Raw genomic sequence first — 13,688 nt, 5'->3', positions numbered from 1 at the left:
GGCCGGGCCCACGAGGTCGCCGGCGCGGACCATGCTCGCGCCGCCCGGCCGGCCTTCCGCGCGGGCGGAGCGCTCGGCGCGCGCCGCCGCGTCGGCCGCGTACCGCGCGCGCTGCTCCGCTGTCGCGCCGTCGGTGGGCACGACCACGAGGGCGAGGGTCACGTGCGCGGCCGCGGGATCCGGATGCGCGTCCCGGTAGGCGTCGATCAGCGCGCGCTGGTCCTTGCCGAAGCCGTCGCCGGATCCGCGCTCGGTCACGTCCGACGCCAGCAGCCGGAATCCGTGCGCTCCCGCCCAGGCTGCGGTGCGGAGCGTCGCCGCGCCGTAGCCGAGCCGGTCGGCGAGGTCGGGCGAATTCGGCTGCACGGTGTGGGTGAGGGCCTCGTCGTCCTCGGGATCCGCGTCGTGCTCGTCCGCGCCCGGCACGCGACCGCCGCTCACGAGGTCGCGGAACCGCAGCAGCCGCTCGCGGCCGGGCTCCTCGTGCTCGGCCGTCACGGGGTGGATCGCCCGATCGACGGCGGCGACGCGGCCCGGGTTGCCGACCGAGAGGCCGGGGTGGAGCCGCCCGCCGGAGAGGAGGTCGACGGTCGCGAGGTCCTCCGCGAGGCGGAGCGGGTTCTCGGCGCGGACGGGGATCGAGGCCGTGCCGAGCTGGATGCGGCGGGTGCGCTGGGAGGCCGCGGCGAGCATCGCGACGGGGGAGGAGACGCCGGGGCGGAGGTGGTCGGGGCGCAGCCACGCGGTGTCGAGGCCGAGCGCGTCGCCGAGCTCCACGAGCCGCAGCGCCTCCTCGAGGCCGGGCGCGGGATCCGACGGGTCGAAGGGGCCGGTGGTGAGGAAGCCGAGGCGCGTCAGCGGGGATCCGGGTGCGGGCATGGCACGAGGGTAGGCGGTGCGGGTGGACGGCCGCCGAGGCGCCGGGTCAGGCGGTCGCGGACGCGGACGCGGGCGCCCAGCCGAGCGCCGGGCCGAGCCGCTCGGCGATGTCGGTGAGGATCTGCTCGAGGTCCGCCTCCCCGAACGTGAAGGGCAGCGCGAACGCGACCTCGTCGACGGCCTGGAACCCGGCGTCGGCGTGCAGGGTCGCCGCGATCTGCTCGGACGTGCCCACGAGATCCGCTGCGAAGAGCATCCTCCGCGGCCCCATCGGCACGCCGACCCGATGCGCGCGGGAGGCGGCGTACGCCTCGTAGCGGGTGACCTGCTCGGGCGTCGCGCGGTCGGTGGGGATCACGACGAGGCCCTGCGAGACGCGGGCCTCGGCGCCGCGCGGGTGGGCGGCGCGGTAGGCGTCGACCTGCGCGCGCTGGTTCTCGGCGAAGTCGTTCCCGAGCTCGCCCTGGATCACGCTGGAGGTGAGGAGGTGGAAGCCGTTCTCCGCCGCCCAGACCGCGGAGCGCGTGCTGCCCGCGCCGTACCAGAGCCGGTCGACGAGGCCCGCGGACTGCGGCTGCACGGTGGACGCGAACTCCTCCTGGCCCTCGCGGCCCGCGCGGTCGTTGACGGCGTCGCCGCGGACGTGGTCGCGGAAGCGCAGCAGCCGGTCGTAGCCGAGCTCCTCCTGCTCGAGGGTGTCGGGGTAGATGGCGTCGCGGTACCGGTCGAACGACATCGGCGTGCCGGCGCTGAAGCCCGGCTGCAGGCGGCCGCCGGTGAGGAGGTCGACGGTCGCGAGGTCCTCGGCGAGCCGGAACGGGTTCTCCGCGCCGATCGGCGTGACGGCCGTGCCGAGCTGGATGCGGCTCGTGCGCTGCGATGCCGCGGCCATGACGGCGACGGGGGAGGAGATCCCGTGCTGGAGGTGCCGGTGCCGGAGCCACGCGCTGTCGTAGCCGAGCTGCTCGCCGCGCTCGATGACGCGGAGGGTGGTCTCGTGGCCGGCCGCGGGATCCGCCGGGTCGAAGGTGCCGATGGTGAGGAAGCCGAGGCGCTTGAGCGGGGTACCGGATGCGGGCATGCGACGAGGCTAGGTGCTGCGCCCGTGACGACGCGGTCAGGCGGGCCAGGAACCCGCCTGCTCACCCGCGATCTCCGTGAGTGCCGCCATGTGGCCGTCGAAGGCGCGCCGCCCCGCCTGCGTGAGCGCGAGCCAGGTGAGCTGGCGCCGGTCGGGCCGCCCCGCCGACGACGCCTTCCGCGACGACACGTAGCCGCTGTCCGCGAGCGACTTCAGGTGCTTGGAGAGGCTCGCGTCCGCGACGCCGAGGGTGTCGCGCAGCACGGTGAAGTCGATCTGGTCGACGCGGCGGAGGATCCCGCAGATGCGGAGGCGCACGGGCGCGTGGATCAGCTCGTCGAAGGCGGCCTCAGCCACGGCGGGCGATCTGGCGCACGGCCGCGCGGAACGCGAGCGTCGACAGCCACGTGACGAGGAGGAAGGCCGCGATCGCGGTGATCGCCACCGCCCAGCCGAGTCCCAGCGCGACGAGCCCGAGCGAGATGGAGAACAGGGCGAGGCAGACGAGGACCGCGGCCGCGACGAGGAGCCCCGCCCGCGCGCCGACCCGGCGGAACCGGATCCCCGTGCTGCGCCGGATGAGCACCAGCAGGATCACGGCCACCGCGACGGCGACCCACGATGTGGTGGGTGCCTCGTAGTCGGCCCCGGGGGACAGGGCGGCGGCCTGCGCCACCCAGGCGAGGGCGACGGCGCCGAATCCCGCGAGGTGCCAGCGCGGCTCCGGGATGCGGGAGGCGAGGGCCTCGCGGTCGGCCTGGACGTCGCGGAGGGCGGCGGTCGCGTCGGCTGCTCGATCGTTTTCCATGAGGGAAAGCTACATGTCGTTTTCCGTCAAGGCAAGTGATCTGCGCGACTCGGTCCTCAGGGGATCAGGACGATCGAGCCCGTCGTGCGCCTGGCCTCGAGGTCCTCGTGGGCGCGGCGGGCGTCCGCGAGCGGGTACGTGGCGCCGACGCGCACGTCGAGGGATCCGTCGAGCACGCCAGCGAAGAGCTCGCCCGCGCGCCAGCGCCGCTCCTCCGCGTCGAGCAGGAAGTGGGCGAGCGTGGGGCGCGTGACGGAGAGGGATCCGCCCGAGTTGAGCCGCTGCAGGTCGAACGGCGGCACCTGCCCGCTCGCGCCGCCGAACAGCACGAGGGTGCCGCGGATCCGCAGCGACGCGAGCGAGCCGTCGAACGTGTCGCGGCCCACGCCGTCGTAGACGACGTCGACGCCGCGGCCGCCCGTGAGCTCGCGGACCCGCACGGGCACGTCGTCGTAGCCGAGCACGTGCGCGGCGCCGGCCGCGCGCGAGAGGGACGCCTTCTCCTCGTTCGAGACGGTCGTGATCACCTCGACCCCGCGATCCACCAGCAGCTGCGTCAGCAGGAGGCCCACCCCACCCGCGCCCGCGTGCACGAGCGCGCGATCCCCGGGGCCGGCCGGGTAGGAGCTCGTCGCGAGGTAGTGCGCGGTGAGGCCCTGGAGCGGGAGCGCGGCGGCGGTCTCCATCGCCACGCCGTCCGGCACGGGCAGCAGGGTCTCCGCGCGGACGAGCGCGTGCTGCGCGTACGTGCCGGACGCCTCGGCCGTCGCGACGCGGTCGCCCACGTGGACGCCGCTCACGCCGTCGCCGACCGCCTCGATCACGCCCGCTGCCTCGGATCCGGGCACGTACGGGTGCGCCATCGGGTAGACGCCGCTGCGCCGGTACGTGTCGATGAAGTTGACGCCGGCTGCGTGCACGCGGATCCGCACCTCGCCGGGGCCGGGATCCGGCACGGGGCCGTCCGTCAGGGTCATGACCTCGGGGCCGCCGGGCCCCGCCACCTCGATGCGCGCGCTCATGGGTCCAGCCTGCAGGAATGCCGCCGCGACACGCGCGGTTGGGCTCCCATAGGCTCGAAGACGAGCAGGTGCGCGAGGCCCGGCCCCGCACCGACCCGGATCACGACGAAGGTGGAACCCATGGCAGGTCGCGTCTACGACGACATCACCCAGCTGGTCGGCGGCACGCCGCTCGTCCGGCTCAACCGCCTCACCGAGGGGCTCGACGCGACCGTCCTGGTGAAGCTCGAGTCGCACAACCCCGCATCCAGCGTGAAGGACCGCATCGGCGTCGCGATCATCGACGCGGCCGAGGCGTCGGGCCAGCTGAAGCCGGGCGGCACGATCGTCGAGGGCACGAGCGGCAACACGGGCATCGCGCTCGCGATGGTCGGCGCGGCGCGGGGGTACAAGGTCGTCCTCACGATGCCCGAGACCATGAGCCTCGAGCGCCGGCTGGTGCTGCGCGCGTACGGCGCCGAGATCGTGCTGACCCCCGGCCCCGAGGGGATGCGCGGCGCGGTCGATCGCGCGAAGCAGCTCGTGGCCGACACCCCCAACGCCATCTGGGCGCAGCAGTTCGCGAACGCCGCGAACCCGCAGAGGCACCGCGAGACCACGGCCGAGGAGGTCTGGGCGGACACCGACGGCGGCGTCGACGTGTTCATCGCGGGCGTCGGCACGGGCGGCACGATCACGGGCGTCGGCCAGGTGCTGAAGGAGCGGAAGCCCGGCGTCAAGATCGTCGCGGTCGAGCCGCTCGACTCGCCCATCCTCACCGGCGGCAAGCCCGGGCCGCACAAGATCCAGGGCATCGGCGCGAACTTCGTGCCCGAGATCCTCGACACCGAGATCTACGACGAGGTGGTCGACGTCTCCCTCGAGGACTCCATCCGCGTCTCCCGCGCGCTCGCGACCGACGAGGGGATCCTCTGCGGCATCTCGTCCGGATCCATCGTGTGGGCCGCGCTCGAGATCGCGAAGCGCCCCGAGAGCGCCGGCAAGACCATCGTCGCGATCGTGTGCGACTACGGCGAGCGGTACCTCTCCACCGTGCTGTTCGACGACCTGCGCGACTAGGCGTGGGGATCGTCGCCCGAGTCGTCGAGGACCTCCGTTCCGCTCGCGCCCACGACCCGGCCGCGCGCGGGTACCTGGAGATGGTGCTCGGCTACCCGGGGCTGCACGCCGTGTGGCTGCACCGGGTGTCGCACGCCCTCTGGCGCCGGCGTCTGCGATTGGCCGCGCGGCTGCTCGCGCAGGCGGGTCGGGCGCTGACCGGCGTGGAGATCCACCCGGGCGCGCGCATCGGGCGGCGGCTGTTCATCGACCACGGCATGGGCGTCGTCATCGGCGCGACGGCCGAGATCGGCGACGACGTGCTCATGTACCACGGCGTCACGCTGGGCGGGAAGAGCCTCGTGCACGGCAAGCGGCACCCGACGGTCGGCGACGGCGTCACCATCGGCGCGGGCGCGAAGCTGCTCGGGCCCATCGCGGTCGGCGCGGGCAGCGTCATCGGCGCGAACGCGGTGGTCGTGAAGGACGCGCCCGCGGGATCCGTGCTCACCGGCATCCCCGCGGTCGAGACCGGCAAGCGGACCGGCCGCGCGCCCGACGCGCACGTGGATCCCGCGTTCTTCGTCGACCCGGCGATCTACATCTGATGACCGCGGATCCTTCCGCGCCGGTCGAGGGCGCCGAGCCGACGCCGATCGTGGAGCTCTCGACGCACGGCGTGGGCCCCTGGCCGGGCGGACCCGACGCGTGGCCCGACGAGCCGCACCTGGATCCGGAGCTGCTGGAGCGCGGCGACACCCGCAACGTGATCGACCGGTACCGCTACTGGCGCATGGACGCGATCGTCGCCGACCTCGACCAGCGCCGGCACCCGTTCCACGTGGCCATCGAGAACTGGCAGCACGACATGAACATCGGGTCCATCGTGCGGAGCGCCAACGCGTTCGCCGCCGACACCGTGCACATCGTGGGCCGCCGCCGGTGGAACAAGCGCGGCGCGATGGTCACCGACCGGTACCAGCACGTCGTGCACCACGCCACCATCGCCGACCTCGTCGAGTGGGCGCGCGGCGAGGGGATGCCGATCATCGCGATCGACAACGTCGACGGATCCGTGCTGCTCGAGACCACGCGCCTCCCCGAGCGCTGCGTGCTCGTCTTCGGGCAGGAGGGCCCGGGCCTCAGCGGCGAGGCCGTGGCGGCGGCGGACATGACCGTCGCGATCTCGCAGTTCGGATCCACCCGCTCCATCAACGCGTCGGCGGCCGCCGCGGTCGTGATGCACGCGTGGATCACGCAGCACGTCGAGTTCGACTGATGCCCGGCCGGCCGCCTGGCAGGATGTCCCGGTGATGGACGATCGCGACCGCCGCCGACCCGACGTCACGACAGTGGAGGTCGTGGGCGGGCAGCCGCCGCTGACGATCGGGCTCGAGGCGCACGATCCCGGCTGGGCCGAGGCGTACGTCGTGCACCGGCGGCGGATCCTCGAGGCCGTGGGCGACGCGGCGCTCGCCGTCGAGCACATCGGGTCCACGTCGGTGCCGGGGCTCGCCGCGAAGCCCATCGTCGACATCGTGGTCGTGGTGGCGGACATCACGGCCGAGGAGGACCACGTCGAACGGCTCGTCGCCGCGGGCTACGAGCTGCGCGTCCGCGAGCCCGGGCACCGCCTCGTGCGCACGCCCGCGCGGGACGTCCACGTGCACGTGTACGAGGAGGGTGACCCCGCGGTGGAGGCGTACCTGCTGCTGCGGGACCGTCTCCGCGCGGACCCCGCCGACCGTGGCCTCTACGAGCGCACGAAGCGGGAGCTCATGACCCGGCGGTGGGAGTCCATGGACGCCTACGCGGACGCGAAGTCCGAGGTGATCGAGGGGATCCTCGCCCGGGCGCGGGCGGCGCGCTCGCCGAACGCGGCGGCCGGCGCGCGGGCTGCCAGGCTGGGCTCGGTGCGCGGATCCGCCCGCGGCCCAGACGGGAGACCCATGACCGCCGTGACCCTGATCCGCTCCGCCGTCCTCTCCGGGGTCGCCGAGTACGCGTACGCCGCGACCGCGCCCGCCGACGCGCGGCTCGTGTTCCTCGCGGGATCCTGCCCGCTCGACGCGGACGGCCGCACGGTCGGCGTCGGGGATCACGCCGCGCAGGCCGCGCGCTGCGTCGAGAACCTGCGCGTCGCGCTGGAGGCCGCTGGTGCGACCCTCGCGGACCTCGTCAGCACGCGGGTGCTCGTCGCGTCGAACCGGCAGGCCGATCTCGTGACCGCCTGGGAGGTCGTCCGCGACGCGCTCGCGCCGCACGATCCACCGAGCACGCTGCTCGGCGTCACCGTGCTCGGCTACGACGACCAGCTCGTCGAGGTGGAGGCGGTCGCGGCCGTCCGCGACTGAGCGCGGCCGGTCCGGGGAGCGGCGCGCTGCTGCACGGCGCCGGATCCGTCCGGCCTCAGTAGTCGCGTCCGGTGTCTCCCGGCGCTCCGGTCCCGATGCGGGTGAGGTGCACCCGGCGACCCAGGCGGATGAGCGGCCGGATCATCAGCTGGATGCTGCCGAGGAGGAACAGCCACGTCCCCGCCGTGGTGGTCGACTCGGAGAAGAAGAGGATGCTGCCCGCCACGAACCACGCGGCGACCATGACGTCGTTGACGATGCTCGCCACCTCGTACTTGTGGCGGATGACGAGCTCCTCGTCCCCGATCGTGATGGTGACGGAGCGGCTGCTCCCGGGATCCTCGCGCGGCGTCACAGCGCGGAGGTCCGCCACGCGTCCACCGCGGCGACGAGCTCCGCGCGGCGCTCGTCGGGGAGGAAGGCCGCCTCGAACGAGTTGCGGGCGAGCAGTGCCAGCGCATCGTCGTCGAAGGCGTGCGCTCGGCGCAGCTGCCGGAGGTTCTCGCCGAGGTAGCCGCCGAAGTAGGCCGGGTCGTCGCTGTTCACGGTCGCGAGCACGCCGCGGGCGAGCAGCTCCGGCAGGGCGTGCTCGTCGAGCGTCTCGTTCACGCCGAGGCGCACGTTGGAGAGCGGGCAGACGGTGAGGGGGATCCGCTCGGCGACGAGCCGGTCGACGAGCGCGGGATCCTCGAGGCAGCGCACCCCGTGATCGACCCGCTCCACGCGCAGCAGGTCGAGCGCCTCGTGGATGTAGGACGGCGGCCCCTCCTCGCCCGCGTGCGCGACGGCGTGCAGGCCGAGCTCGCGGGCGCGAGCGAAGACGTCGACGAACAGGGAGGGCGGGTAGCCGACCTCGGCGGAGTCGAGTCCCACCGCGAGCAGCTCGTGCGCGCGGCCGGCGACGGACTCGAGGGTCGCCATCGCCTCCTCCACCGGCCGGTCGCGCAGGAAGCTGAGGATCAGGCCGCCCGAGATGCCGTGGCGCACGCGCGCGTCGCGGAGCGCGTCGAGGAGGCCGTCGACCACGTCGTCGACCGGCACGCCGCGGGTCGTGTGCGCCTGCGGGTCGAACGACATCTCGACGTGCCGGATCCCGTCGGCCGCGGCCCGCTCGAGGTACGCGGCGGCGAGGTCGTGGAAGTCACGGCGGGTGCGGAGCGCGGCGGTGCACGCGTAGTAGAGGTCGAGGAACGACTGCAGGTCGGTGAAGGCGTAGCGCGAGCGGAGGTCCTCGATGCCCGCGTACGGCAGCTCGACGCCGTTGCGCTCGGCCAGCTCGAACACCAGCTCGGGCTCGAGGGTGCCCTCGACGTGCAGGTGCAGCTCGGCGGTGGGCGGGAGCGTGGAGATCATCCGTCCACGGTAACGGGCGGGCGCCGGGCGGCCGCCGGGTGCCGGACGCAGGGCCGCTGCGTCGCGGCCGCTCGTAGGCTCGGGGGATGGAGCCGTTCGAGATCACCGTCGACGGGGAGCGCTGGCACATCGCCGAGCGCATGCCGGCAGGCGCGACGCCGACCTACGACCTCACCTGGCTGAGCGGTCCGGGCGGCGGGCAGCGCGGGCTGACCGTCGGCGGTGGCCCGCTCACCCGGGAGCAGCTGATCCGCGAGGCGGCGGCGTACGCGGCCTCGGAGGGGTGAGGTCGCCCGCGCCATGTCGCCGTACCGTGTGACGGGAGCATGATGGCCCACGTGCGCGGGCCCGAGGGGATCATCGCGGCGCTCGCGGAGCGGATCGGCTGATGCGGTGCCTGACGGTGATCTCCTGCCTGCTGATCGGCGCGGGCATGGCGGCCGCGACGACAGCGGTCCTCGGCTACCTCTTCCGCTACTCGATGTTCGACGCCCTCCAGGGGCAGATCGACACGGCGATCTACCTGCGGATCACGGGGATGACCGCGTTCGAGAAGACGGCGATCGTCTGCGGCATCGCTGCCGTCCTCATCGGCGTCATCCTCGCCGTCACGCGCGCCGTCGCCGCGCGCCGGCCATCCGCCACCTGACGCCGGAGCCGCCGGCTGCGCGGGCCGTCTGCGAGCATTGCGGCATGGATCCCGACGCCGAGCCCGACCTCGTCCCCGAGCTGCTGGTCGGCGACCTCGCCGCGAGCCTCGCGTTCTGGCGCGACCTCTGCGGCTTCGCCGTGCTCTACGACCGCCCGGCCGAGGGGTTCGCGTACATCGCCCGCGGCGGCGCGCACCTCATGCTCGAGCAGGCGGGCATCATCCGGAACTGGGTGACGGGACCGCTCGAGCGGCCGTACGGGCGGGGGATCAACTTCCAGATCGCGGTCGACGACGCCGACGCGGTGGCCGACGCGGTCACGGGCGCCGGTGTCGCGCTGTTCCTCGAGCCGGAGACGACCTGGTACCGGATCGGCGAGGAGGAGACCGGCGTCCGCCAGTTCCTCGTGCAGGATCCCGACGGCTACCTCGTGCGGTTCCAATCGTCCATCGGGCGGCGGCCGGCGGAGGCCGAGCCCTCCTAGGCGGTCGGCTCTCCCGTCGGGCCCGAGGGCGCATCCTCGCCCACGCCGCTCGCGGGCTCGCCCTCCCAGGACTCGAGGGTCCAATCGCGGCCCGATCCCTCCAGGACCACGACGCCCGTGTTCTCCAGGGCGTGGTCGGCGACGAAGGCCGCGTCGAGGCCACGTGCGCGCAGCCCCGACCAGCAGCGGATGGCGGCGCCGTGGCTGACGAGCGCCACCGTGCCGTGCCCCGACTCCTCCGCCTCCGCGACGACGGCGTCGAACCGCGCCGCGAACTCGCGCCCCGTCTCCCCGCCCGCCAGGCGCAGCTCGTCCTCGCCGGCCACCCAGCGGATCATCGTCTCCAGGTACTCCGTCACCGCAGCGCGGTCGCCGCGCATCTCGAGCCCGCCCGCGGCGATCTCCCGGATGCCGGCGCGCTCGACGGGGGTGAGGCCGAGCGCCCGCGCGAGCGGTGCGGCCGTCTCGTGGGTGCGGAGCATGGTCGAGACGTGGACCGCGCCGATCGCCTCGCCCCGCAGGGTCTCCGGGAGCCGCGCCGCCTGGGTGCGCCCGAGGTCGGTGAGCCCCGGGCCGGGGATGCGGGTGTCGAGGACGCCCGCGACGTTGGAGCTGGTCTGGCCGTGGCGGATCAGGATCAGGCGCATCCGTCGACGGTATCGCGGAGCGGAGGCGGCGCCATCGGCGGCCACCGCGGACGGCGCCGAGGGGAACGGGACCGGGCTCTCCGTCATAGCGGGACCGGTGCCTAGGGCGTCTCGCCCGGGCCCTCGGGCGCCTGGATGGCGGCCTCCATGGCGCGCAGCCGCTTCAGCTCCGCCCACGGGTGGAAGCCGATCCAGGCGACGGACGCGATCGAGGCGCCCATGATCATCGACGGGATGTCCATGGCCTCGACGGTACCGACGCTCCTGGGGCGGTCGAGTCCGTCGTACGGCGGACGGGCGGGACCGATGCGGGATCGCCGCCGGCCCCGCGCGCCCATGTGCGGGCGGCCCGCTCGGGAGCGCGGGGCCGATACGGTGCGTGCATGACCGCCGATGCCGCCCGACCCCGTCTCCTCTACGTCAGCGACCTGGGCTACCAGGCCAAGGGCCGCCGGTACTGCGACGAGGACATCGACCTGTCCGGGCGCCTCGGCCGGGACTTCGACGTCGCGGTCTGCCACCCGTCGGCGGCCACCCGGCTCATGGACCGCTTCGACGTCGTCGTGGTCCGCAACAGCGGGCCGGTGATCCACGACTTGGCCGGGTACGAGGCGTTCCGGGCGGCGGCGCGGGCGGGCGGCGTCCCGGTCTTCACCGATCTCCGCGGCAAGGCCGACCAGGTGGGCAAGCAGTACCTGCTCGACCTGTTCGCCGCCGGCTATCCGGTCATCCCGACCGTCGCCGACCTCGCCGACCTCGGCCGGCTGCCGGCGGTCGACCGCTTCGTCGTGAAGCCGCGGTTCGGCGCCGACTCGGTGGGCTTGGCGTTCGTGACGCGCGAGGATCTCGCGACGCTCGACCTCGGGGGCCGTCTCCTGCAGCCCCGGATCGACTTCGTGCACGAGATCTCGTTCTACTTCGTGGATCGCACGCCGCAGTACGCGCTCCACGCCCCGGATCCCGCCGCGCGCTGGCGGCTCGAGCCGTACGCCGCCACCGGAGCCGACTGGGACTTCGCGCAGCGCTTCGTCGACTGGAACGACGTCGAGCACGGCATCCAGCGGGTGGACGCGTGCCGCACCCGGGAGGGCGATCTGCTGCTCGTCGAGCTGGAGGACCTCAACCCGTACCTCTCGCTCGACCTCGTGGACGAGGCCACGCGGGACGCCTTCATCGCGAGCATGGCCCGATCGCTGCACGCGCTGGTGCGGGGGGACTGACGCCGACGCGAGCGCCCGGGATGCGGAAGGGCCCCGCGGATCCGATGATCCGCGGGGCCCTTCTACGGGGAGTCGCTGCTTACGCGAACGTCTTCGCGTCGATGACGAAGCGGTAGCGCACGTCCGACTTGAGGACGCGCTCGTAGGCCTCGTTGATCTGCTCGGCCGAGATGAGCTCGGTCTCCGGCACGATGCCGTGCTCGGCGCAGAAGTCGAGCATCTCCTGCGTCTCGGCGATGCCGCCGATCATGGATCCGGCCCAGCTGCGGCGCGCGGGGATGAGCGCGAACGCGGGGATCTCGAGCGGCTCGGACGGGGCGCCGACGTTGACGAGCGTGCCGTCGATCGCGAGCAGGCCGATGTACTTGCTCATGTCGAGCTTCGCGGAGACCGTGTTGATGATCAGGTCGAACGAGCTCGCGAGCTCCTCGAAGGTCGACTCGTCGCTGGTCGCGAAGTAGCGGTCGGCGCCGAGACGCAGGCCGTCCTCCTTCTTGGAGAGCGTCTGCGACAGCACGGTGACCTCGGCGCCCATGGCGTGCGCGATCTTCACGGCCATGTGGCCGAGGCCGCCCATGCCGACGACGGCGACCTTGGTGCCGGGGCCCGCGTTCCAGTGGCGCAGCGGCGAGTAGGTGGTGATGCCGGCGCAGAGCAGCGGCGCGACCTTCTCGATGTCCAGGGACTCGGGGACGCGGAGCACGAAGTCCTCGTCGACGACGACGGCCTCGGAGTAGCCGCCCTGCGTGATGGTGCCGTCGGCCGGGTCGGTGCCGCCGTAGGTCTGGATGTTGCCCTTCAGGCAGTACTGCTCCTGGCCGGCCTTGCACTGCTCGCACTCCTTGCAGGAGTTGACCATGCAGCCGACGCCGACGAGGTCGCCGACCTCGTGCTTGGTGACGTCTGCGCCGACCTCGGTGACGCGGCCGACGATCTCGTGGCCCACGACCTGCGGGTACTGGATGGGGCCCCACTCGCCGCGGACGGTGTGGATGTCGGAGTGGCAGACGCCCGAGTAGGCGATGTCGATGGAGACGTCCTTCGGGCCGACGTCGCGGCGCTCGATGGTGGTCTTGACGATGGGATCGGTGGCGGACGTGGCCGCGTAGGCGTTGACGGTGCGCATGGTTCTCCTAGAGACGTCCGGTGGGGGAGGGGAGGGATCGGGTCGATCCGGCCGCGCCCTCTTCGGATGCGGTACCCCTCGACGCTACGCCCGTTCGGGGGGTGATCCGGACCGCCGCCGCCGGAAGCGGTCCCCGGCGGATAGCGTTGCCGGGTGCCCCCGACCTCCCCGCCCGGCCCGACGCGCACGAGATCCGGGGAGGTGACGGGGATCCGGGACGGTGACGTGATCCGGTACCTCGGCATTCCTTACGCGACGGCGGCCCGCGGCGAGCCGCCCGTGCCCGCGGCGGCCCGGATCGGATCCGACGGCGAGCCCGTCGTGCTGCGGGCGGTGACTCCGGCACCCGCGTGCCCGCAGCCGTCGTCGCGGATCCTCGACACCCTCATGCGCGGCGCCCTCGACGGCGTGGAGCGCTCGGAGGACTGCCAGGCCCTGTCGATCACGCTGCCCGCCGACCTCGCGCCCGGCGAGACGCTGCCCGTGATCGTGTGGTTCCACGGCGGCGGCTACACGACGGGCGCGGGCGACCTCGCGATCCACGATCCGCGCGCGCTCGTCGTGGAGCAGCGCGTGATCGTGGTCGCGGTGACCGCGCGGCTCGGGCTGCTCGGCTTCGGGGGCGGCGGATCCAGACGAGGCGCGCCTGGCGGGCCGCCCGCGAACCTCGGCCTCCTCGACCAGCTGGAGGCGCTGCGCTGGGTCCGCGACTCCATCGCGGCGTTCGGCGGCGACCCCGCGGCCGTCACCGCGATGGGCCAATCGGCGGGCGGCGACGCGATCCTGCACCTCATGATCAGCGACGGCGCCCGGGACCTGTTCCAGCGGGCGATCGTGCAGAGCCCGCCGGTGGGGATCACGGGCGGACGCGAGCGCATGTTCCGGGCGATGGCCCGCGTGACCCGCTCCCTCCCGGTCGACGCGCCGCTCGACGCGGTCATGCGCCGGCAGGCCAGGGCGGAGCGCGCGTCGTGGGCGTCCGGGATCCGCGCGGGCCTGCCCTGGGGACCGCGCTACGGCCACGCG

The 13,688-nt window shown here is 73.8% G+C and carries 19 protein-coding genes and 1 pseudogene; 10 read left to right on the top strand and 10 right to left on the bottom strand.

Annotation, left to right across the window (positions count from 1 at the left end; translation table 11 throughout):
* From DZG00_RS05730 to DZG00_RS05710, 5 genes are all read right to left on the bottom strand, one after another.
* The coding region (locus DZG00_RS05730; RefSeq protein WP_119455448.1) for an LLM class flavin-dependent oxidoreductase at positions 1-879 on the bottom strand (879 nt) is incomplete at its 3' end.
* Between the two features lie 46 nt (positions 880-925).
* The gene (locus DZG00_RS05725) at positions 926-1,960 is read right to left on the bottom strand and encodes an LLM class flavin-dependent oxidoreductase (RefSeq protein WP_119381479.1); all 1,035 of its coding nucleotides are present in this window, start codon (positions 1,958-1,960) and stop codon (positions 926-928) included.
* Positions 1,961-1,996: 36 nt separating this feature from the next.
* Positions 1,997-2,317, bottom strand: a complete 321-nt coding sequence (locus tag DZG00_RS05720; RefSeq protein WP_119381478.1) for a transcriptional regulator — start codon at positions 2,315-2,317, stop codon at positions 1,997-1,999.
* On the bottom strand, positions 2,310-2,768 hold the full coding sequence (locus DZG00_RS05715) for a hypothetical protein (protein WP_119381477.1): 459 nt from the start codon (positions 2,766-2,768) through the stop codon (positions 2,310-2,312). Before DZG00_RS05715 ends, DZG00_RS05720 begins: the two co-directional genes overlap by 8 nt.
* A 56-nt stretch (positions 2,769-2,824) precedes the next feature.
* On the bottom strand, positions 2,825-3,790 hold the full coding sequence (locus DZG00_RS05710) for a quinone oxidoreductase family protein (protein WP_119381476.1): 966 nt from the start codon (positions 3,788-3,790) through the stop codon (positions 2,825-2,827).
* 120 nt (positions 3,791-3,910) lie between these two features.
* Between DZG00_RS05710 and cysK the strand changes: the two genes are divergently transcribed.
* The 5 genes and pseudogenes from cysK to DZG00_RS05685 all read left to right on the top strand — a co-directional run bounded on the left by cysK (position 3,911) and on the right by DZG00_RS05685 (position 7,182).
* Positions 3,911-4,849, top strand: a complete 939-nt coding sequence (cysK, locus tag DZG00_RS05705) for a cysteine synthase A (protein WP_119381475.1) — start codon at positions 3,911-3,913, stop codon at positions 4,847-4,849.
* 2 nt (positions 4,850-4,851) lie between these two features.
* Positions 4,852-5,436: a serine O-acetyltransferase EpsC gene (epsC, locus tag DZG00_RS05700; RefSeq protein ID WP_119381474.1), complete on the top strand. Its 585-nt coding sequence runs from the start codon at positions 4,852-4,854 to the stop codon at positions 5,434-5,436.
* Positions 5,436-6,107, top strand: coding sequence for a TrmH family RNA methyltransferase (locus DZG00_RS05695; protein ID WP_119381473.1), 672 nt, complete (start codon positions 5,436-5,438; stop codon positions 6,105-6,107). Before epsC ends, DZG00_RS05695 begins: the two co-directional genes overlap by 1 nt.
* Positions 6,108-6,141: 34 nt before the next feature.
* Positions 6,142-6,666 (top strand): annotated as a pseudogene (locus DZG00_RS05690) (GrpB family protein); the annotation flags it as partial.
* Between the two features lie 111 nt (positions 6,667-6,777).
* Positions 6,778-7,182 (top strand): RidA family protein, encoded by a 405-nt coding sequence (locus DZG00_RS05685; protein WP_119381482.1) that lies wholly within the window; start codon positions 6,778-6,780, stop codon positions 7,180-7,182.
* A gap of 55 nt (positions 7,183-7,237) precedes the next feature.
* Here DZG00_RS05685 and DZG00_RS05680 read toward each other — a convergent pair whose 3' ends face one another.
* Positions 7,238-7,537 (bottom strand): YrhK family protein, encoded by a 300-nt coding sequence (locus tag DZG00_RS05680; RefSeq protein WP_119381481.1) that lies wholly within the window; start codon positions 7,535-7,537, stop codon positions 7,238-7,240.
* Positions 7,534-8,535 carry an adenosine deaminase gene (locus tag DZG00_RS05675; protein WP_119381472.1) on the bottom strand — a complete coding sequence of 334 codons (1,002 nt, stop codon included), beginning with the start codon at positions 8,533-8,535 and terminating at the stop codon, positions 7,534-7,536. Before DZG00_RS05675 ends, DZG00_RS05680 begins: the two co-directional genes overlap by 4 nt.
* 86 nt (positions 8,536-8,621) lie before the next feature.
* Here DZG00_RS05675 and DZG00_RS05670 point away from each other — a divergent pair, with 86 nt between their 5' ends.
* The 3 genes from DZG00_RS05670 (at position 8,622) to DZG00_RS05660 (ending at position 9,669) form a co-directional block, all read left to right on the top strand.
* Entirely contained in the window at positions 8,622-8,822 is a 201-nt protein-coding gene (locus DZG00_RS05670) for a hypothetical protein (RefSeq protein ID WP_119381471.1), read from the top strand.
* A 101-nt stretch (positions 8,823-8,923) separates the two neighbouring features.
* Positions 8,924-9,184 carry a hypothetical protein gene (locus tag DZG00_RS05665; protein ID WP_119381470.1) on the top strand — a complete coding sequence of 87 codons (261 nt, stop codon included), beginning with the start codon at positions 8,924-8,926 and terminating at the stop codon, positions 9,182-9,184.
* 44 nt (positions 9,185-9,228) lie between these two features.
* The gene (locus DZG00_RS05660) at positions 9,229-9,669 is read left to right on the top strand and encodes a bleomycin resistance protein (RefSeq protein WP_119381469.1); all 441 of its coding nucleotides are present in this window, start codon (positions 9,229-9,231) and stop codon (positions 9,667-9,669) included.
* Here the strand turns inward: DZG00_RS05660 and DZG00_RS05655 are convergent.
* Together DZG00_RS05655 and DZG00_RS16970 are read right to left on the bottom strand one after the other, a co-directional pair.
* On the bottom strand, positions 9,666-10,316 hold the full coding sequence (locus DZG00_RS05655; RefSeq protein ID WP_119381468.1) for a histidine phosphatase family protein: 651 nt from the start codon (positions 10,314-10,316) through the stop codon (positions 9,666-9,668). The genes DZG00_RS05660 and DZG00_RS05655 overlap by 4 nt on opposite strands.
* A 101-nt stretch (positions 10,317-10,417) precedes the next feature.
* Complete coding sequence (locus DZG00_RS16970) at positions 10,418-10,558, bottom strand: hypothetical protein (protein WP_158586974.1); 141 nt, start codon at positions 10,556-10,558, stop codon at positions 10,418-10,420.
* Positions 10,559-10,699: 141 nt separating this feature from the next.
* Between DZG00_RS16970 and DZG00_RS05650 the strand changes: the two genes are divergently transcribed.
* Positions 10,700-11,536 carry an ATP-grasp domain-containing protein gene (locus tag DZG00_RS05650; RefSeq protein WP_119381467.1) on the top strand — a complete coding sequence of 279 codons (837 nt, stop codon included), beginning with the start codon at positions 10,700-10,702 and terminating at the stop codon, positions 11,534-11,536.
* Between the two features lie 79 nt (positions 11,537-11,615).
* On the opposite strand, the gene DZG00_RS05645 is transcribed toward DZG00_RS05650, so the two are convergent.
* Positions 11,616-12,662 carry an NAD(P)-dependent alcohol dehydrogenase gene (locus DZG00_RS05645; RefSeq protein WP_119381466.1) on the bottom strand — a complete coding sequence of 349 codons (1,047 nt, stop codon included), beginning with the start codon at positions 12,660-12,662 and terminating at the stop codon, positions 11,616-11,618.
* A gap of 153 nt (positions 12,663-12,815) precedes the next feature.
* On the opposite strand from DZG00_RS05645, the gene DZG00_RS05640 reads away from it, so the two are divergent.
* A partial coding sequence (locus DZG00_RS05640; protein WP_147359932.1) for a carboxylesterase family protein occupies positions 12,816-13,688 on the top strand: 873 nt, incomplete at its 3' end.

The sequence above is a fragment of the Clavibacter lycopersici genome (assembly GCF_003576405.1).
GTDB lineage: Bacteria > Actinomycetota > Actinomycetes > Actinomycetales > Microbacteriaceae > Clavibacter > Clavibacter lycopersici.
The sequence above is the reverse complement of the archived record's forward strand: the minus strand, read 5'-3'. Positions and strand labels throughout refer to the sequence as shown.